This window comes from Butyricimonas sp. Marseille-P3923 (assembly GCF_900184685.1).
Lineage (GTDB): Bacteria > Bacteroidota > Bacteroidia > Bacteroidales > Marinifilaceae > Butyricimonas > Butyricimonas muris.
In genome coordinates this window covers 76,780-96,386 of sequence record NZ_FXXL01000003.1, presented here as the reverse complement: position 1 = coordinate 96,386, position 19,607 = coordinate 76,780, and the positions used below count along the sequence as shown (strand labels likewise).

The 19,607-nt window shown below is 47.5% G+C and carries 22 protein-coding genes; 4 read left to right on the top strand and 18 right to left on the bottom strand.

From position 1 onward, the window contains the following. The first annotated feature begins 3 nt into the window (after window positions 1-3). From CS948_RS00680 to CS948_RS00670, 3 genes are read left to right on the top strand one after another with little or no spacing between them, the layout of a single operon-like run. The gene (locus CS948_RS00680) at window positions 4-903 is read left to right on the top strand and encodes a toprim domain-containing protein (RefSeq protein ID WP_004310298.1); all 900 of its coding nucleotides are present in this window, start codon (window positions 4-6) and stop codon (window positions 901-903) included. Next, on the top strand, window positions 903-1,409 hold the full coding sequence (locus tag CS948_RS00675; RefSeq protein ID WP_032595742.1) for a DUF3872 domain-containing protein: 507 nt from the start codon (window positions 903-905) through the stop codon (window positions 1,407-1,409). Before CS948_RS00680 ends, CS948_RS00675 begins: the two co-directional genes overlap by 1 nt. Continuing rightward, window positions 1,406-1,933, top strand: coding sequence for a glycoside hydrolase family protein (locus tag CS948_RS00670; protein WP_005827312.1), 528 nt, complete (start codon window positions 1,406-1,408; stop codon window positions 1,931-1,933). The genes CS948_RS00675 and CS948_RS00670 overlap by 4 nt, the downstream gene beginning before the upstream one ends. A gap of 62 nt (window positions 1,934-1,995) precedes the next feature. On the opposite strand, the gene CS948_RS00665 is transcribed toward CS948_RS00670, so the two are convergent. From CS948_RS00665 to CS948_RS21510, 11 genes are all read right to left on the bottom strand, one after another. Then, the gene (locus CS948_RS00665) at window positions 1,996-2,217 is read right to left on the bottom strand and encodes a hypothetical protein (protein WP_004310300.1); all 222 of its coding nucleotides are present in this window, start codon (window positions 2,215-2,217) and stop codon (window positions 1,996-1,998) included. A gap of 116 nt (window positions 2,218-2,333) precedes the next feature. Continuing rightward, window positions 2,334-2,642: a hypothetical protein gene (locus CS948_RS00660; RefSeq protein WP_004310301.1), complete on the bottom strand. Its 309-nt coding sequence runs from the start codon at window positions 2,640-2,642 to the stop codon at window positions 2,334-2,336. 53 nt (window positions 2,643-2,695) lie between these two features. After that, window positions 2,696-3,001 carry a hypothetical protein gene (locus tag CS948_RS00655; RefSeq protein ID WP_004310302.1) on the bottom strand — a complete coding sequence of 102 codons (306 nt, stop codon included), beginning with the start codon at window positions 2,999-3,001 and terminating at the stop codon, window positions 2,696-2,698. Then, complete coding sequence (locus CS948_RS00650) at window positions 2,941-3,159, bottom strand: DUF3873 domain-containing protein (protein WP_008770680.1); 219 nt, start codon at window positions 3,157-3,159, stop codon at window positions 2,941-2,943. The genes CS948_RS00655 and CS948_RS00650 overlap by 61 nt, the downstream gene beginning before the upstream one ends. Before the next feature lie 31 nt (window positions 3,160-3,190). After that, window positions 3,191-3,448: a hypothetical protein gene (locus tag CS948_RS00645; protein ID WP_005827305.1), complete on the bottom strand. Its 258-nt coding sequence runs from the start codon at window positions 3,446-3,448 to the stop codon at window positions 3,191-3,193. Window positions 3,449-3,472: 24 nt separating this feature from the next. Next, window positions 3,473-4,738, bottom strand: coding sequence for a PcfJ domain-containing protein (locus CS948_RS00640; protein WP_004310303.1), 1,266 nt, complete (start codon window positions 4,736-4,738; stop codon window positions 3,473-3,475). Continuing rightward, window positions 4,735-5,154, bottom strand: a complete 420-nt coding sequence (locus tag CS948_RS00635; protein WP_004310304.1) for a PcfK-like family protein — start codon at window positions 5,152-5,154, stop codon at window positions 4,735-4,737. Before CS948_RS00635 ends, CS948_RS00640 begins: the two co-directional genes overlap by 4 nt. Window positions 5,155-5,177: 23 nt before the next feature. After that, window positions 5,178-5,399, bottom strand: coding sequence for a hypothetical protein (locus CS948_RS00630; RefSeq protein ID WP_008019901.1), 222 nt, complete (start codon window positions 5,397-5,399; stop codon window positions 5,178-5,180). An 11-nt stretch (window positions 5,400-5,410) separates the two neighbouring features. Further along, window positions 5,411-5,626: a hypothetical protein gene (locus tag CS948_RS00625; protein WP_005643957.1), complete on the bottom strand. Its 216-nt coding sequence runs from the start codon at window positions 5,624-5,626 to the stop codon at window positions 5,411-5,413. 7 nt (window positions 5,627-5,633) lie between these two features. Beyond that, complete coding sequence (locus CS948_RS00620; RefSeq protein ID WP_004310306.1) at window positions 5,634-5,969, bottom strand: hypothetical protein; 336 nt, start codon at window positions 5,967-5,969, stop codon at window positions 5,634-5,636. Window positions 5,970-6,031: 62 nt separating this feature from the next. Beyond that, window positions 6,032-6,442 carry a hypothetical protein gene (locus tag CS948_RS21510; RefSeq protein ID WP_032588465.1) on the bottom strand — a complete coding sequence of 137 codons (411 nt, stop codon included), beginning with the start codon at window positions 6,440-6,442 and terminating at the stop codon, window positions 6,032-6,034. A 14-nt stretch (window positions 6,443-6,456) separates the two neighbouring features. Here CS948_RS21510 and CS948_RS21505 point away from each other — a divergent pair, with 14 nt between their 5' ends. Beyond that, window positions 6,457-6,612, top strand: a complete 156-nt coding sequence (locus CS948_RS21505; RefSeq protein WP_004314171.1) for a hypothetical protein — start codon at window positions 6,457-6,459, stop codon at window positions 6,610-6,612. 538 nt (window positions 6,613-7,150) lie between these two features. Here the strand turns inward: CS948_RS21505 and CS948_RS00595 are convergent. The 7 genes from CS948_RS00595 to CS948_RS00565 all read right to left on the bottom strand — a co-directional run bounded on the left by CS948_RS00595 (window position 7,151) and on the right by CS948_RS00565 (window position 19,605). Beyond that, entirely contained in the window at window positions 7,151-9,445 is a 2,295-nt protein-coding gene (locus CS948_RS00595) for a Gldg family protein (RefSeq protein ID WP_099289863.1), read from the bottom strand. A gap of 24 nt (window positions 9,446-9,469) precedes the next feature. Beyond that, window positions 9,470-10,390 carry an ABC transporter ATP-binding protein gene (locus CS948_RS00590; RefSeq protein ID WP_099289862.1) on the bottom strand — a complete coding sequence of 307 codons (921 nt, stop codon included), beginning with the start codon at window positions 10,388-10,390 and terminating at the stop codon, window positions 9,470-9,472. Window positions 10,391-10,416: 26 nt separating this feature from the next. Continuing rightward, window positions 10,417-12,990 (bottom strand): zinc-dependent metalloprotease, encoded by a 2,574-nt coding sequence (locus CS948_RS00585; RefSeq protein ID WP_099289861.1) that lies wholly within the window; start codon window positions 12,988-12,990, stop codon window positions 10,417-10,419. Between the two features lie 8 nt (window positions 12,991-12,998). Further along, a complete protein-coding gene (locus CS948_RS00580; protein ID WP_099289860.1) occupies window positions 12,999-15,662 on the bottom strand; it encodes a zinc-dependent metalloprotease in 2,664 nt (887 codons plus the stop codon). A gap of 153 nt (window positions 15,663-15,815) precedes the next feature. Further along, on the bottom strand, window positions 15,816-17,390 hold the full coding sequence (locus CS948_RS00575; protein WP_176554848.1) for a PKD-like family lipoprotein: 1,575 nt from the start codon (window positions 17,388-17,390) through the stop codon (window positions 15,816-15,818). Window positions 17,391-17,405: 15 nt separating this feature from the next. Then, complete coding sequence (locus CS948_RS00570; RefSeq protein ID WP_099289858.1) at window positions 17,406-18,101, bottom strand: DUF4843 domain-containing protein; 696 nt, start codon at window positions 18,099-18,101, stop codon at window positions 17,406-17,408. A 10-nt stretch (window positions 18,102-18,111) separates the two neighbouring features. After that, entirely contained in the window at window positions 18,112-19,605 is a 1,494-nt protein-coding gene (locus CS948_RS00565) for a RagB/SusD family nutrient uptake outer membrane protein (RefSeq protein ID WP_099289857.1), read from the bottom strand. Between the last annotated feature and the right edge of the window lie 2 nt (window positions 19,606-19,607).

The window sequence follows — 19,607 nt, the reverse complement described above, 5'->3', positions numbered from 1 at the left end:
CGCATGGAACGGACGGACATTGAGAATATGAGGCAGATACCCATTGCGGACTTTCTCGCACGGCTGGGACATGAGCCTGTCCGAAGGAGCGGAAACGAGCTGTGGTATCGTGCGCCATACCGCAGTGAACGCACGCCCTCCTTCCGTGTGAACGTGGCGAAACAGCTCTGGTACGACTTCGGCTTGGGCAAGGGCGGCGACATCTTCACGCTTGTCGGGGAGTTTACCCGAAGCGGGGATTTCATGGCGCAGGCGAGATTCATAGCGGAAACCGCCCGTATGCCGCTTGCCGCAGCAGAAAAGCCGTTGTACCTGCCGGAACCGTCCGAACCTGCCTTTGAGGGAGTGGAAGCCGTCCCGCTGCTCCGCTCTCCGCTGACGGAGTATTTGAAGGAAAGAGGCATCCCTTATGCCGTTGCATCCCGCCACTGCTGCCGCCTGAACTACGGCGTGCGTGGTAAGCGGTACTTTGCCGTCGGCTTTCCGAACGTGTCGGGCGGCTATGAAACCCGAAGCCGCCGTTTCAAGGGTTGCGTACCACCAAAGGACGTGTCGCTGGTCAAGGCGGGGGACATCCCGGCGGACGTGTGCAGCGTGTTCGAGGGCTTTATGGACTTCCTGTCCGCCGTCACGCTCGGTTTGGCAACGGGTGACTGCCTTGTGCTGAACTCCGTCGCCAACGTGGAAAAGGCTTTGAAACATCTGGACGGGTACGAGCGCATCGACTGTTACCTCGACCGAGACGAAGCCGGACGCAGGGCAATGGAAGCCCTGCGGACACGCTACGGAGGAAAGGTGACAGACCGTTCCGGCATCTATCAAGGCTGCAAGGACTTGAACGAGTACCTGCAACAAGTATCAAGAAAACAACAAAAGAACAACAATCTAAAAATCAAAGAATAATGAACATACTGAACAACAAGAACAAGAGAACATCAATCTTCAAGGCGTTGGCACTCTGCCTGTTCGCCGCAGTGTCATTCACATTCGTATCGTGCGACGACGATATGGACATCCAGCAATCCTATCCCTTCACGGTGGAAACCATGCCCGTGCCGAACAAGGTCACAAAGGGGCAGACGGTGGAAATCCGCTGTGAGCTGAAGAAAACGGGCGATTTCGCCAATACCCTCTATACCATCCGGTATTTCCAGTTCGAGGGTGAGGGCACACTGAAAATGGACAACGGCATCACTTTCCTGCCCAATGACCGCTACCTGCTCGAAAACGAGAAGTTCCGGCTGTACTACACGGCGCAAGGTGACGAGGCGCACAACTTCATCGTGGTAGTGGAGGACAATTTCGGCAACTCCTATGAGTTGGAATTTGACTTCAACAACCGAAACGTGAAGGATGACGGGGTTATCACTGTTGTCCCCATCGGGAACTTCAAGCCCTTTACACGATGATGCGTGTATTCATGGCTATCCTCTGTTCGCTTCTGGCGGTCTGTTCCGTGTCCGCACGGAACAGACGCCATGAGGGAACGGACGGGCAGGCGGCTATCTACCGGCTGCCACCATTTGAGAGGGCGGTGCGATGCACGAAGTATTTTGAGGGCTGGCATTCGGAAAAACATCACCCGTATGTAGGATATGGACATCGGTTGCAGCCGGGGGAAAGGTATTCGGCACGCACCATGACGAAGCGGCAGGCGGACGCGCTTCTGCGAAAAGACCTGCGGAAGTTCTGCGCGATGTTCCAGCAGTTCGGGAAGGATTCGCTTCTGCTTGCCACGCTCGCCTACAATGTCGGTCCGTACCGTCTTTTGGGGAGTGGGAAGATACCCAAAAGCACGCTAATCCGAAAGCTGGAGGCGGGTGACAGGAACATCTACCGGGAGTATATCGCTTTCTGTAACTATAAGGGGAAACGCCACGCCATGCTGCTCAAACGAAGGAAGGCTGAGTTTGCGCTGCTGTATGTACCATAAAGAATAAGTGTCTGACGAAAGAAACTCCGATGAAGCCGCCAACTTCATCGGAGTTTCAGTTTTCATACATTCGGGATTGTCCCTTTGCCTGCAACCTCACCGTCCCTGCAATGCTCTATGATACCGGGTGAAAATCCCATGCTGCCGATTGCGATATGCCGGATATAGTCTGTATATTCCTGACCTTGAAAATTCCTGCCCGTAAGGTTCTTGAAAACCATCTTTATGCTTATGCCGTCGTTGCTGTACAAGATGGTTTTTCCGTTCTGTCTGATTGTTTCCATGATTAAAACTTGTTTTTGTGAATACTATCGTAGATTGGTACAAAGGTTTCTTTGCCTACTTTCTTATCCGCCATCATGCTCATGAAAGAAAGTAGGCGGCTTTTGCCGCCCACCCCTCAAAAGCGGGTGTAAAGTCCCGTTACCATCGTGAACATTTCCTCCAGCATATCGCAATATATCCCCTCGTGCGTTTCAATGTCCTTCGTCCTGCTCTCGAATGTCTTTTTGCTGAACGTCTTGCGGTAGAAACGCATATTGTATAGGTCTGCCCCTCCGTCATAGATGATGTCAAGGCGGTTGGCACTGGTCTTGTTCCTCGCAAGGCTCATGCGCAAGCCGTTGCCCATGTCTGTGAAGTCTTTGCTTCCCGTCATGGCGGCAAAGCGTCTGCCGCCAATCTGCTCTAAAATTGTCTTTGCTATCATATCCGTTGTCTTTTAGGTTTATGGTTCGGGCGGTGCGGACACCGCCCCAATGTTCAAAATTCTGTTTTCTCGGTTATGGGTGTGCATTTTTCCAGCCACTCTTTCAGACATTCCATGCTATACTCGCTCGTGATGACTGCCGTATGGCTGTCAATGGCAGTGAAACGGCTGCTTTCATAGCTGTCTATCCACCCCTTTAGGGTATCAACTCCCCACGCTTCGGCATCGTCAAAGATGCCGTCCAATGCCGTAATGGGTTCGCTGAATTTGACTATCAGCGTTTGGTAGCCTGCTTCGTTCATCGCTTCTCCTCCTTCCTTTCCTTTGCCGTTAGCCACTTGTCCCGTGCGGCTCGACATTCGTCTAATGTGGGTTTGACACAAGAGAAAAGTTCCCCGTCCGTGTGGCGGTAGTCGTATTGCACAAGGGTGCGTTTGCGTCTGTCGATACCCGTTTGGAATTTCTCGTAGTTCTCCGTTCCTGCCGATTGGCAGGTGCTTACTCCGTTAATTGTCATTTTGTTGCCATAGTCGTTGTTATTTAGATGATTAGAAATGTACAGACAGCACTCTGTGTTGCATCACCATTTCGGGGTCGCTCGTGTAGCGTTGGTGCAGGTAGAAATGATGAGAGCCGAAGCCGTAAAGGAAGAACTTGTCAAGTTCGTGTTTCTCGGCAAAGTCCTTGACGCTCGCCCTTAATTGCTCCTCACTCTGACAAAGAGTGAGGAGGTTCATAAATTCAAGGAACATCGTGGGGATTTTATCATCCCATAGGAAAACCATGCTTTCAAATCTTACTTCCATAATGTTAGTTGTTAGATGTCGATATTATGCCGCTTTCATCCGCTGGCGGATAAGGTTGGCGTTCTTGTTCACAAGGGCGATGATGCGGTCGTGGTATTCGGAGTTCTCGTTGCATACGCCACGACACTGCACCACCTCAAAAGTTTTTAGTGACACCTCTATCGTTTCAATTCGTTTTCCGTCAATGGTGGCGGATAGGATAAGGGAGTCTTTTCGTTTGTGGTAACCGCCCACACAATGGTGCATCGTCCTTCCTTCCTCTGCCATTTCTTCCACGCTCTCTATGACTTTGACGCAAATAAGGCTGTCGGTAAAGGCAAGTCCGAAGAATATGCCCTTAGCTTTCAGATATTGTTTCTCGTCCTCAATCGCTTTCCTGCGTTGCTGTTCAGTCCGCTCATGTTTCCTTTGCAGGTTGCGCTTTGCCACCAACTTGTCGTGTTCAACTTTGAGGTCGGCAGGGCAAACGTATTTCGGGCTGTTTGTGTCCTTGCCGAAATGACGCAGGAGGTCTATGGTGTCACGCCACATTGAGCCGTCCTCAATAGTATAGCCGTTGCGGATACATATCTTGATTGAAGCCCAATACTCTCCAATATTGAAAGAGTGGTACAGATAGTAGCGCAACATGGGATATTGCCCTGCCTTCAACAGCGTTTCCGCACGGCTGTCCGACAATAATGCCGGTATTAGTTTGGTGGGTACAATGTCGTGGAAATTGCCGTTAAAGCCGTTTCTGCGGAGCGTCGGCAACACCTTATATCTTGGATATATCGGGGAATATGAGATATGGCGGTACGCTTCATTGTCATTGCGGATAGCAAAAGGAGAAGCGAATGAGAACGTGTCGATGTAGCATCCCAATGTGCGTGGAATGGCAACAACAGCCTTACGCCCTTGTTCATTCCACCAATACTGCCCGATTTCAAGGGCATAGGACTTGGCATTAACCCCTTTCTCCATACCCACGACAAGCAAGAACATTCGTAGCACTTGGTATTCTCCGCTTGTGGTAAGGGTTGTGAAATACTGCTTTTGTCTTACCTTGCGCTGATAGGTGAGGCAGACTTTCAAACTTGCTCCACATTCGGGACACGTACAATGCTCGGTCTGCTCCGTCATTACCCAACTATGACCGCAATCCATACAAGTGGTACGACCTTTCGGCAAGCGGTGTGCATAATGCTCCACGCAATTACGGAATGCCCAATTTATCTGTATCGGGGTTATCGGGCGTAGTTTCTTGCTTTGGGCAAGAACTGCTTTTTCAAATTTGTTTCTCGGTTTCATAAGCCAAAATCAAATAATGAGGGTTGAACTTGGGTTTCTGTTTTCGCCTTTGTCGGCTTGGTGCGGTTCTGCAACTTGCGGAGTTCCTCGTCTTGGTATCTGCGGACTGCCTGCTGACGTGCTTCTGCTTTTTCCTCTGCCGTGAGTTCCACAATGTGGTTCACCGCCACTTGGCATTGGATAGGCTTGCCCACCTCAATCTCGTTCTCGTCATAGTAGTGTACTGCTTGTCCGTATATCTCTCCGTCCGTGAAGCCGTTACAACCGCTTTTCTGCACATAGTTCAGAATGTAGGTTACGCAATCGTCAATGTTCTTGGCTGGATTGCGGTAGTTCTTCGCAAAGAGCGTGTCTTCCTCCGCACGTTGTTCCAAATACATCTGTATCGTTCTCTTGAAATGGTCTGTTCCTTTCATATCGCTGTCGTTTTTATGAGTTGTCAAATAGTATGTTTCAAAATCTCCCTCCAATAAATCGGCTCAACCTCGCTCAATAGGAAGTCTATAAAGTCCTTCCGTGCGTCCTTGTTCAGTTCGTGGTAGAGTCCACGGAACACGGACATATTGCCGTTGAGGTATGTTTCCACCATGTACTCGAAGATGTTGCCCACCTCGTAGTATCTGCATTGTTGCTCCACTGTCTTGCTTCTTCTCTTTGCCATGTCGGTAGGGATTAAAGGGTGAATAACCAAAGAATGAAGCCGAAGAACAGGATAACGGAAAGAATAGCCACGATTACCCCTATTGCCACTCGGAACACTCCGTTTATTATCTCTCTGACGATGTACCAAAGGATGCCGGACACCCAAAAGGCGGTGCGCATGATTAGGGTGCATATCGCAAGCCCTATGTATTGCGCCATTTGTCTGAAATTTACCGTTGCTGTCATAGCCGTATCATTTGTTAAGTTCCACGATGCTGTCTATCCTGCCGTATAGGAAACTGCGGAGTGCGGTCTTGTCGGTAGCCTTGTATTCCGCCCAATGTCCATACTGCTTTACAATGTAGGTTCGGAGAATGTCGGAAAAGTCAAACATCCAACCTTGCAAGGGTACTGCGCTCTTGAAATAGGTGTTGCTGTTCACGTTGCGTGTAAGCCAATCCTTTTCCTCTCGGCTCAATTTCTCACCATTGTTCAGTTTGGTGCGAAGTCCGTACACCTTGCTGCCTTGCAGGTTCTCCAAACTTGGTACTTCCCATGCCACGAATTTTGTTGCTATTGCCGTTCTCATATCCGTTTTGTTTTTGATTTTTTGTTTTTTAATGCGGATTCAAGAGCTGAGGGAGTTGAGTTTCAAACTATCTTATCTGCTTCTCGTTTATCCGACATTTTTTTTAATGCGTCTTTCTGTCGCATCGGTCGTTTTCGTTTCGGGTGCTTAAAAAGGTAGGGATTAGGGAATGCAAGGTTTTTCGGAAAAATACTACCCGAAAGGCTGGAGATTTTTCCAGAAAACAGGAGGCTTGACCTTGCTTTCCCGTACAATCCCGGAGTTACCTTTGCACCCAGCACGAAAATGACTGCCTGATGCGGCTCACTGAAAGGCGCGAAAATGGAGGTAAACGGAAGTGGAGGCAGATTAGACAGGAAAACTTCAAAAGAGAAATCCGTGAAAAAGACATCCCCAACAGAAAAGAACATAGCCGGTAGCGTGAAACCGAGCAAACCATCGGCAAGGAAGTATGTTTTTATCTGTTTGGCCAAACGTGTTTGGTCGGATGGATAAAATCATTCTTCCCGGTTTGTCTGCCGTGAGTGACGGCTTGTTCCATTTATGGAATGTGCGGTCATACACGGCTTTCCGCTTCCGGCTCAAAAGGACAACGAAAAAAGAAAAATCGTCAAAACCCCGTAAAAGCACCTCTTTGGCATAAGCACAAAAGAAAGGGGCCTTGTCTCATCAGTCTAAACTATTGTTTAGGCGTGAGGCAAAGCCCTTTTCTCCGCTTATGCGGCAGTCGGCACACGTTCGTTCAAAATCTTTTTGGGCGATGGTGTGCTGACGGATAAAATCGCTTTTACGGAAAAACTTGTGTGAGAAGAAAAAATCAGGAGATTCATTTCTAAATCTCCCGTTTTATTGTTACTTTTGCATACGAAGAGTTCTTTGAAGGTTACGCAACGCACAGAAGAATAATGCAGTAGATAACTAACTAATTCGTAACCTATTACTATTATGAGCGATTACCCAATGCTCATTTCCAATAAATTACACTCTTTTCGTAACTTCTTCAGACAAATATACAAGACTTTTTCAAAAAAGCACTCCCCGACTTGTAAAAATATAGAAATCATCCCATGGAAAAAAACAGAAGAGGCATCCCGATTCTCACCGGCATGCCCCTTTAAAGAAAGAAAACTCACACGTTTCGGCACTATAATTCAAAGTTCTATCTTACCGGAATTATTCTTTTACCTCCCTCTCCGGCGTACCCAGATAAAGATAGCGAAGAAAGCCAGAATGGCAGGCCAAAGCCCCATCAGTACGATTTTCCAGTAATACATGGCGTTCATCCCTAAGTTCACCGCATTATCAGGGGGTGTCGGACGCCGCACATCAATCGGCACCTCCTCTTCGGAGAGCCAGAAGAAAGAACCGGAGATTAAATAATAGTTAGCCGCCGGAACATCTTTTCGGGATATGCTAATCTCTCCGTTGCTCAAGCAATCGGCATCACCGAGAATAACGATTCGTTGCTCCTTATCACCCATTTGGCGTGATAATGCCAACACGGTCGGATACGAGCGCTCCACTTCACCCGCGGCAGGATTCAGACGGACGGTATCATCCAGGAAATCGGTTGTTTCCACCTCGTTCCAACTGCCGATCGTGTCGCTCACGAAAAGCGGGGTTACTTTGAATCCTTTATCTTCGGTATACTCCAATGCCGTAGAACCCGGCATTGTCACCACGTATTCCCGGCGATAGAGAGTCTCAAAAATGTAAGCAATATCCTGTGCTTCCTTGGTCGGACGAGCGATAATAAAATCAGGATCAAAATTCTCGCTGACTTTTACCAGACGTCCCGGTAAGAATTTCACGCCGAATTGTTCCACGATCGGGTTCATCACTTCCTGCCTACGGGGTTCTCCGGCGACAACCAGATTACCGCCGCGGGCAATATAAGCGCCCAGATTCGCTTTCTCCTGCTCCGTCATCGCGTAACGCATATCGGCAATCACGATGATATCCACCTTTTCCGGTATGGGTTTATCCAATGTTACTTCCGTGAAATCAAATCCTTGGTTAATCAAAGAATGACGGAAAGGCTTATCTTGAGCGAAGCGGTTATAATCCCGATCACCTTCCCGGATACAATCCCGCTCGCCATGACCTTTCACGAAACCGACCAAAGGCAGCTCCATGACCAATCGTTTGAACGATGCAGAAATCTCTGTTTCAAAGGGGAAGCGTTGCAGATCGTCGAATATCCGCAAGAAAGTCTTTTCCCCGTTATCCCTTTCCAACAGACGTACGAAACGATTCCCCTCGGGTTTCAAGTCTACTATTTTCTTCACTTCTTCCGGGCGCATAAACATATTCGAATCCAGATCCCATATCTCGGCACGTTTTAACATCCGTCCCCGATCGGACAAGTTTGGGTAAGACTTATCCAGCGAGGGATTTTCAGCCTTGTCATAATAGTAAATGTACTTCATTTTAATCTCCGGCTTGAAGCGCGTGTACATTCTGAAACGCCGGAGATCATCGTTCACGCTCCGGGGCAAACCGGCCCAGTAATTCTCTTCCAATATATTCACGAAAGTAGTGATTGTCAACCCGCCGTCCATTCTTGCCACGATATCCAGACTATTAGGTGTCAACGTGCGCATTTTGGTACGTGTCGCATCATAGAAAGCCATTAACTTGGGACGGGAAGTGAGGAACCCCATAAGCATAGCAACAACAACCACTCCGGCATATTTTCCCCACGTCATCATCCACGAAGTTTTCTGACGCCGTCCTTGCAAGCGGATAATGGACAACATCAGAAAAAGCACGATAACAATCACGAAATATAAAACATCTTCACTGCATATCAGTCCCCGGATAAATTCGTCCGCGCGTCCGCCGATCGCCAGCCAATAGGTGATATCACGCACAAATTCGATATCCTGCCACATACCTTTCACGTAATTTAATACTGCGAGTATAGCCAGCGTTCCCATAGCCGCGACGACTTGGTAAGAAGTAACGCTCGACATGAACAAACCTATCGCCGCGTAAGCGCAGAGCAGCAAATAAAGCCCCAGTAAACCGGAAAGCATAGCCGGGAAATCGGCAGACTTCACGGCGAACAAGGCAAAGATCATGTACACCATCAATATTCCCGTCAACACGAGCCCGTAGATCATCATAGAAAGGTATTTCCCGAGAATAATCTGCGTGTTCGTCACGGGTGACGAATAGAGTAATTTAATGGAACCGCTACTTAACTCCCGGCTCATCAATCCCATGGTCAACAAGGGGATATAGAGATACAGGTATTGCTGCATTTGAGTAAACAAACCGCGCATCCCACCAAAAGTTCCTTCCGTCACGCTCCACAGGCGGTAGCCCAGCGACTGGCTTCTAACGTATCCTCCCAGCATATCGGTAAACGCCATGCTCGCTTGAAAAGTAAAAATCACCAGAATCAACCATGCCACCGGCGAATAGAACAAAGTTTGCAATTCGGTCCGGGCTATTTTATATATTGTCTTCATCTTTTTATCAGTTTATAGAGTGATTTACTTCTTTGATAACACGGCAAAAATGGAATCCATGGAATTTTTTTCCACCTGAATACCCGACAATCTCCATCCCTTCGCCACGCTGGTTTCCACGATACGTTCCGTTACCCCGGTAGCGTCGTCAAAGCGTACCCGGTAATTTTTACCGCCCAATTCCTCCACGCCGAGCACACCCTCGATGGCTTTCAACTCTTCCGCTGCCGGCGTGTTTATCAAAGAAACGACCAACGTGTCCGGCACGATATAATTGTCGAAATCATCCACCGTCCCGGCGAACACGAGCTGCCCTTCCTCGATCATCCGGATATAATCACAGGTAGCCTGCACTTCAGACAAGATATGAGTCGACAGAATAATCGTCCGTTCCTCGGCAATCTCCTTGATCAAGTGGCGTATTTCCACAATTTGGTTCGGATCGAGCCCGTTGGTCGGTTCATCCAGCACCACGAAATCGGGGTTATGAATAATAGCCTGCGCTATTCCCAACCGTTGCTGGTATCCTCCCGATAAATTACGAATCAGACGTTTGGCGAAATGTGATATGCCGCAACGTACCATAACATCCCTCACCGCCCCGGGAATCTCTTTTCCCGGCATCAACCGCATATTCGCGCAATGAATCAAGTACTCCTCCACGGTAAGATCCGAATGTAAAGGTGGTTTTTGGGGGAGAAAACCCAGATGCTTCTTTGCCTCTACCGGGTTTTCCCGCAAATTGATTCCCTTGATCCAGACATCTCCCTGCGTCTGTTTCAACACCCCGCAAATGATATTCATCGTGGTTGATTTCCCGGCACCGTTCGATCCCAGCAACCCGTAAATACCATTTCCGGTGATTTCGAAACTTATATCCCGAATCGCCCATTGAATACTGTAACGATGGGATAAATTTTCCACTCTAATAATTGGTTCTTCCATACGTGATTTAATTATTTATACAAACATTATTTATTATCTAGCATCTTCCTGATCTTGTACAACAAATACTCGTAATGCAAACGTGTATCCCCCGTACTTTTCGTCACTGCCCCTTTCAACAAATCCTGAATCCGGAACAGCATATTGAAGTAATGGTCTACCGGCACGTAATCACCCGGCATCACGACACGCATATTCGGCGAGAATCCGCCACGTTCTCTCGCTGTCATCATCATGCTTTCCACCTGCCGCCGATCGATACCCGGTAACTCCGCGAGTTCACTTTCCACCAATCCCTTGCGAGGCGTAAAATTCCCCGCCGTCGTGGCCGCAGTCGACGAGGCAACCACACTCCCCAGAAAGTCTTTTTGCAAATCCATCTCGTACTTCTTCAACGGACGGTTCTTGATCGTACCTTCCCACACGGTATTGTAGATATCATTCACATATTCTTTCACGGAATAATCCCCGCCTTTCTCCGCACCGAGAGCCACGTATTTTATCCTGAATGTCAATGTTCCCAGTATGAAACCGCGAATCTGGTCTTCCATCGAATTTCTGATTTCCAGTTTACGCTCCACCTCTTTGTTATCCAGCCACGAGAGGTCTTTCGCCAGTTCGACCATATATTTCAAAGCCGCCCTTTGTGTTTCCCGGGGCACCACGACATAAGAAGGCGTGTTTTCATCCGAGAATGCCTCATGCTGGTAAAATCCGCCCAAATTCACGGAAAGGTCATTAATCCGCTTGCGCAATTGATACCCCAAAGCGTTATACATGGCCGCACGTTTCCGTTGATCGATATCCTCATCCGCATACCACCGGTAGAAATGCCGCAAAGAGAGTTTCAAGTTATTGATCGCATAGCGTAAAGCCTTCAGGTGGTCATCACCCAAATCCCCGGGAAAAGAGGTAGGATCATAATAATAGTAAGGCATTTTACCGTAACGAAGATTCGGGTTACCCCGTCCCTCCTTGATCCACCCGTCCAAAACGGCAAACTCATCCCAAGGTGTCGCCGCCGGGGAAATCGGTTTGTACAGCCAATGAATGACATAATAATCATACTCGCCCAATCCTTTGGGAGTCATTCGCACCCCCCGTTCCAAATCTCCCGGCTGGGCAATATAGTTACAGGGTACATCATCCATAATCGACGGACTTAGCCCGTACTCTCGCGTGAACGCGGGAGAACGCAACGAATCAACCGGGTAGACACTCGAAGCTCCCGCATTGTAAAGGAGTCCCAAGTTGATTCCCGTTTCCCGCATCACGGTTGAGCGAATCAGATCACCTACTATTTCTTCCGACAGGAAAGCCTTTCTCACCCCCGGGTCAGCAGCCATCGTGGTTAATTTCCGTTCGTCCTGCAAGCCGGACACCATGCCGTCATACAAATACAGGGAAGCATTCAATATCTCGCCCGTTCTCGGGTCTATATGCATTGAACTCTGCATATCCAACCACAGGGGAGCGTAACGAATCGTCGAATATTTTATATTATTAGCGTCAAACTCCGGGTCATTCCGCGGGAAATCCACCACCCGTACCGCGTCTTTAAACCCGATTGCCTCAAACGCCCGATTCCACGCTTCCACGCCTTCTTTCACGTACTTTTTCCATGTCCGCGGCATCAATGAATCCATATAAAACACGATCGGCTTTTCAGGCTCGACCAATTCTCCCCGGTTATAAGCAGCCTCATCCGCCGGCTCCAGACGCCAACGCTTCGTGTAATGCGTTTGTTCCAGCGGTTTCCTCTCGTCCGGGAAATGAGAAACCCGTGTATAGGCAACCCCCAGACGGGGATCTGCCAGACGGGGTTTCATTTGTTCCTCGGGCAACTGCAACAGAATCTTATTCACGGTTACCGATACTTTCACGTCACCGGGAACTATCTTGAAAGCCCCGAACAAATATTGATTCTCCACGAACCCGAGTTCACACTGCACGGCAATGTTATTGTCAAAAGCTTTCACGTCTTTCAGGAAAGAGCATTCCTTTTTATAGTCATGCTCCCGGGCTATCCACCCGTAAAATGAATTGGCAGCGTACGGAGCGAAGGGAGTCGTGTACGGGGAATACTCCATAAATAGAGAGGTCATGTCTACCACGATAGCACTACTATCCGGTGTAAAAGCTAAAACTTTGAACATGGCGTAAATCCCGCCCGCGTTTGCTTGGTCTATCGCCTCGTCCATATTCCGCTGGTTACTGTTGTTCAGTGGTTTGTCAATTAACGAGATTCGAGCATGCAAAAACGAATCCAAACGGGTAAAACAAAGCGGCAAAGAATAACCGGCAAACTGTCCGACTACCCCTTCTCCGTTATCGCTGATATCTTCGATAGAAGAAACAAGCATCATATCCTTTCCCAACAACTCGACGGGAAATTCTACATATACTTTATCCTTCCATTTATGTACGGTCATCAACCCCTTGGCGGTCTTCATCGTCTTTCCCTTGAAGAGCTTGTCGTAAGGAGATTGTTTCTCTCGCTGTTCTTTTTTGGCATCTTGTTTTTTCTTCCTTGCCATCCCTTCATTACAAAGTCCGAACAAGAAAAAAGATACCCATATGATACATATTATTCTTTTCATAGGATGAGTTATTTAAATGCTTGTTCCAACTTGTAGAGCAGTAACCGGTAATGCTGGCGGGTATCCTCAGAACCCGTGTTTGCCTTACTTTTTACCAGAACTTGTATTTTCTTCAACATATCGAAATACAGGTGATCCAACGGCTCAACGACCATATTGGAATTGACGTTCACCCAATAGCCGAAACCCTGCCGCTCGAGATACTTCGGTAAACTCTCCGGAACCGGAACCGCTTCCCCGCAAGCCTCTACCGTTTCCTGATTGGTAAACATACCTAACCATTCAACGGGAAGAACACCGTATCTCTCTCTGCTGAAAGCCTTCACGCACTCCGGGACCTCTATCATCCGGCTCACGGACGCCACGGACAGGGGATCGCCGGATATTCCTTTCTTCGCCACCCCAGAGAACAGCATCACGTTAGACAACAGTTTCATTTGCAGATTCTTTTCCGGCACGGTGAGTGTTTTTCCTTTTTTGGTCGGGGCAAACACGAAATCCTGCACGTCCGCCAAGAACTCCCGCGGAGTGTATGTTTCCGGGTTCTCGTCCTTCACGGCACTCAACGCCACGGAAGCCAGACGGGACATCACCGCCCCGAATATTTTGTCTTCCAACTCGGAAGAAATATTACTCATCAACGGCCATTGCGCCTGCATCTTGGCAGCATTCAACCAATCCATGTTCCCGATCTGTTCCAACAGGAAACGAAGAGCCCGTTGCTGTTTCTCTTTCGGCACGACCGCAAAACTCGGCAACTCGTCCCCGTCATAACGCTCGTTCAGGTATAATCCCCCGATATTCAATAACACGTGATTCACGTAACGCACGTACTGGTAAACGATCTCGTTATACATTCCCTGACGGAAAGTATAGTCCGGGTCATCTTTCCCCACCCAATCGCTCATGTTATCCAATACATATTTCAGGTTCTTCACTCCATAAGCAGACGATTTCATAGCGTCATCCCCCAAGTCTTCCTCCACGGAACTCGGGTCAAAACGGGCAAAAATCTGTTGCTTCCCGTAACGATACACCGGGTCCCCCGACTTCTCGGTAATCCATTGATTCAGCGTCGGCACCTCTTCTTTAGCACTCTTGGCATCCAATAACGGGGAGTACAACCATTTGATAGCATACAAATCATACACGCCCAAGCGCGGCGGGGTCAATTTCACCCCCCGTTCTTTATCACCGGGTTGCGCCACGTAATTGTTACGGGCGTAATCCATGATCGAGTACGTCGTCCCGTATTTACCCGTGAACGACGGGGAGCGCAGCGAATCCGTCGGTATGGCTGCCGAACCGGACATATTGTGCATCAACGCCAGACAGTGTCCTACTTCATGCGCCACCACGTAACAGATACATTCCCCCAAGGTTTCCTCGTCGAACATCACCTTGCGCACGTCAGCGTCAGCGGGAGAAGTCTGCAAGAAACGCCAGTCCTGCACCAGTTTCACCAGATTGTGGTACAAGTACACCGAGGCATTCAATATCTCGCCCGTCCGGGGATCCGTCCACGAGGGTCCCATGGCGTTCGCCACCGGCGACGGGGAATATCGTACACAGGAATACTTCAAGTTATCGGGATCAAACGCGGGATCATCCATTGGAAACTCCTTCGCGACAATCGCGTTTCTGAATCCTATTTCTTCAAACGCCTTTTGCCATTCCTCCACCCCGGCACGGATATACTTTTTCCAGCTTTCCGGGAAAGCGTTATCCACGTAGAACACGATCGGTTGCTTCGGTTCCACCAATCTCCCCTGCCTGAAAGCAATCTCGTCAGCAGGTTCCAACCGCCAGCGATTCGCGTAATACCTTGGCTCTATGCCCTTGTTCTCGTGACTGAAAGCGGATTTATTACTGTAAAATATCCCGATCCGCGGGTCGGCAAAACGGGAACGCATCGGCTCCTCCGGCAACAGCACGAAACTACGGGTCAATACCGCCGTGAACGGTAATTTATATATATAATAATATCTTCCGTCCCGCACGTTCACCTCGTAACTCAGGGAAGACTGTACACTCACGTTATCATCAAAAGCCTTTACCTTGCCCAACTGGGATTTATCTTTCTTGAACTCTTTCACAATCCAACGCCCGCCCCCCAATATCGGTGCGTAGGGCGAAAACGGGGGCATCTGTTCGTTATCCGCCAGAAAGAACTCGCTCACGTCAACCACGACCGCCGTACTGTCCGGATTGTAAGCCTGAATACCAAAATTATGCATCACGGCGGGACGGGTACTCTCGGCAATACGCTGCCTCAAACTTTCCACGTCTGTTTCGTAAGGTGTGTCCACCTGACGTAAACTGATAATGGAGTCCGTCCGGGTAAACACCACGTGCAACGGGTCTGTCGGCTTTTCCCCCACGCTCCCGAACCAGTTACTCGTGGTTTCCGAAATCGTGGAACCCAGCAACATATCCTTGTTCAACAAGTTAAACGGAATCTCGAAATACACCTTATTATCCGTCTTGTGGATTGTCAATAACCCTTTTACCGTTTCACAGGCTTTTCCCTTAAATAATTTCTCGTAAGGAGTTTCCTTTTTAGTTTCCTTGTCTTTAGCAGCCGCTTTCTTTTTCCTCGCAAACACGGCATCCCCGCTCCCTAGAGCCAAAGCCGCCACCAGCAAGAAAGAAATCCGAATTGATTTGTTCATAACTTCTTCATTTAAATTTCACACGTGATATTACTTTTTAGACACACAACACCCCTTAACTTGTTTTCATGACAAGTCTCATAAAACTTGCAAGGAGTTGAGGCTGTTCGAAAAGTGTTTTGAACTCACTTTTCGAACAACCTCATTTCTAAATTATTGGTAACGTTCAAACACGAGATTATAATAACCTCCCCACTTCCAACTGACACTCTTTATATCTCCAAGACCATGCACCCGATGCAATATTCCCGTTTCTCCCGGATTCGCAGCACCTAATATTTCCGGATCAATCGCATCGCAGATATAAAATCTCCCGTCATTCAACGCCACACCCACTCTTGTGCAATCGGCATCCTGCATGATATGGGTAATTCTGGCTCCATCACCGAAATCCGTGTATTCTTTCACGGCTTTGGTATTCACATCGTAAAAATACAATTTACTACCCTCTCCAAAATACAGGTAACCGGACGTACGCAGTCTCCAGTACACGGTATTATCAGACACCAAATGATTTCCGGCAAATACTTCCTGCGTGGCATCGATAACCGTACGTGTATTAACATTCCCACTGAATGCAAACGACTGGTACATGTATTCTCCCGTATTTGCATTTTTAACTATCGTCACGAAATTCTTGCCGTCAGTATGATCGCCGCAATAAATCAATTTGTTGTCCCCCAAATTCAACAAATCCATGAACGTATTCGGATCATTCGTGTTTATTATATCCAATTTGGCTCCTAAATAACTATTCCCGGAACTATAACTGGTATAACACCCCACGAGCCGATTGTTCAACTCATCATGCAACAAAATACATTCAGATTTATACGTGTTCACATCAAAAACCTTTGATATTCTAGAACCTCCACCCGGGAAATACACCGGGATATCCATAAAATATGCCTCATGATGCATTGCCGAAGAATTCTGGTTCCGCCTCCAGTAAATATTTCCATCCTGCCCTATAGCAAAATCACAATATCCCCCGCGGCAAAAAGCCATAGGTTCAAATCCGGCAGGATAAGCAGCCCCTTGGAACTCATCCCGCAATTCGAGCACCTTTCCCAAATCATCGCCATTCAACACGATAGCATGTCCCCCCTCCTGTATGACGACCACCTCATCCTCGCTACCATCTATCGTGTATGCCGTAACGGACAATAATTCGGCATCGGGTAAAGGAGAAGCCGGTTGTAAATCCGAGTACAAATCCGGGAAATCCGACCAGTAGTAATGTGTTTTATTATCATCATCTTTCCATGAATCTCTCCGGATATAATTAATTGTCGGCTTGCCGTCTTTCATACTACCAATCATCCAACCGATCAGATAAGGTGATTTTACCGTAACATAGGCAGAGTAACGACTTACCACTCCCGTTGCCTTTTCCGTGACAAAAAGATAATAACTGAATGTCCCGCATTCGTCCGGCACATATATCAAATCTCTTTCTCTGGAAATAGTATCTCCTGACCACGTCAATTTCCACACGAATTCGAAAGCGGCATCCGAAGTATCCCGATCCGGGTATTTCCATGTAAAATCCATAACGAGTTTCAACGTATCCCCCAAAGTTATTGAAGATTTGGACAGCGAACTCACCAAGGCCATCTTCTCTATTTGGTTGTAATCAACCAAATCGTAATTCCCTTTATCTTCATAACAGGCCATTAACAAGCATATAGATGCCCATAATGAAATAATTATTACTTTCAATTTCATAGTAAACATTTTTAATTATCCACCAATTAGTTTGACTTCCATCTCTGTCCCATCATCTTCCAGTACCGGAGTTTTATTATCTTTCTCCTTCAACAAATAATTCTTGAAGATAATCGTGTAATAGCGCAGCTCATTGGCATCACTCGGGTCAAGCTCGGCTTTTCCGGTTTCCTGAATAAATAAACGATATTTCTTATCCGAGTAATCTCCCAAATAACTACTGGTTACCGTCGAATTCCACCAATCCGGCTTTGCAATCACGTTCGATGTATAAATGATATTCCCCAAACAATCGGCTTGCCCCAGCATGAAATCACCGGTTTCAGTCAATCGTATAGTAAGCTTCCTCGCTTGCTGGCTGATTTCCGATGTTTTGATAAAAGTGATCCAGCAGGTATCAATCACCGCCCCGGCTTTCATAATAAAACTTGTCGGGAAAATATATGAATCTTCATTCGCCGTTGTGAATTCCTCTGCCACAACGATCTTGTACGCGCGATCCTGTTGTGAGGGCAACCCGATGACTTCCACTAAAACGGGAAAATCCAATTGATTATCATTCGGGAAAGCAAGGAAAGAACAAGTGGAAGAATCCACGAGGTTCTTCACGAACTGCACGTAGTTGCCGTCCCGGTAAACCATAATGTCATCCCGCTGGCATGACAATAGAGTCAAGAATAAAGCAATCACTAATAAATATACTCTTTTCATAATGTCCTAATTAAAATTGATAATCAGTTTCACTCTGTGGCAATGGCATTGTCCAATTCTTCGGTTCCATCGTGATATTAGAACTTCCGTTGTAAATATTCCGGTTCAACCGCTTGAACATAAAGAATGTCTGCCCGGAAGTCAAGGTTTCCCGAATAATATCATTGACCAATTTCTCTTTCAAATCCTCCGGATAAATTGTCTCTGAAAGCGCAGCTTTCGCCCCGCGATTGCGTCGCAAGGTATTAAACAACGTCACCGCTTCCGGAATCCGATTCTTGTTGATCAAATACTCTATCATGATATGATACATCTCCGGGAAACTAATCACCGGTAATAACGGTCCTTGATTGGTAGCGATGTCCGTCGCATTATAACTCGTGCCTGTCGGTCTGATCCACGTCAGGTAACGCTGAAGACCGTATCGGTTATACCATCCCACTTTCCGGTAATCATCCTCGTCCCCGGTAAACAAAAGATCGATATTCTTCATTCTGAACATGTAACTACTGGTTCCGATCCGCGCCTCCCAATAATCATAGTTATTATTATTCGAGAAACACATCAGAATCTCTTCCGGTCTTTTGGTATGAATATATTCCACGCTTGAAATCGAACCTTGATAAGAGGCACTTGTCCACTTGAACCAGTTTCTCGTGTGGAAACTATAAATAATCCGGGCATTCTCGTATGCCTTATCTTCCTCCCCGTTATACATGTATATACGTGCCAATAATGCCGTGGCTCCCCAGAAATTCATTCGACATCCCCGGTAACTCATAAACTCGCTCGGCGGGGCTGACGACCACGAATTGCTTTGCCGGATTCGGTTTGTCAGAGAACTACACCATGAACGACAAAAAACAGTATCCACTTCCGCCAGTATTGTCTTCGCTTTTTCCATATCCCGAATAATAAGCGACATGACTTCACTTGCCTCCCTATGCTTCGGCTGATAATCCGGGTATGTCTCCACGTAAGGCATTTTCCCGGATAGTCCCGTTACAGGTGCCGGACAATAGAACCGGAACATCTCGAAATGCAATAAAGCACGTACTCCATACATCTCTCCCAGAATCATATCCCGCTCCGTTTCCCCTATTTCAAAGAAACTCGTGTCTTTGGCTTCAACTTGCTGAATAATATTATTACACGTTGAAATCACGTTAAAAGCCTTCTTCCACATCGACTCGGAAATATCTTCCACGTCGGAGGATTCCCAGTTAAACTGTGCTCCATAATATAAACCCGAGGGTAAATAACTGGTTGACGAGGTTTGATAATTATGCCCCAAGGCACTGGCAAATCCCCACATCAAATTATACCCGTACAACCCGTAATCGGATAACTCCCGATAGACTCCGTTCACGGCCATCCTCACCCCCTTGTAATCCGCGAATAGTTCATCTTCAACGATAACATTATCGGAGGTTACGTCCAAGAAATCATCACAGGCACTCAACAGTCCCGTTGACAATAACAATATAATCCATATCTTTCTCATAA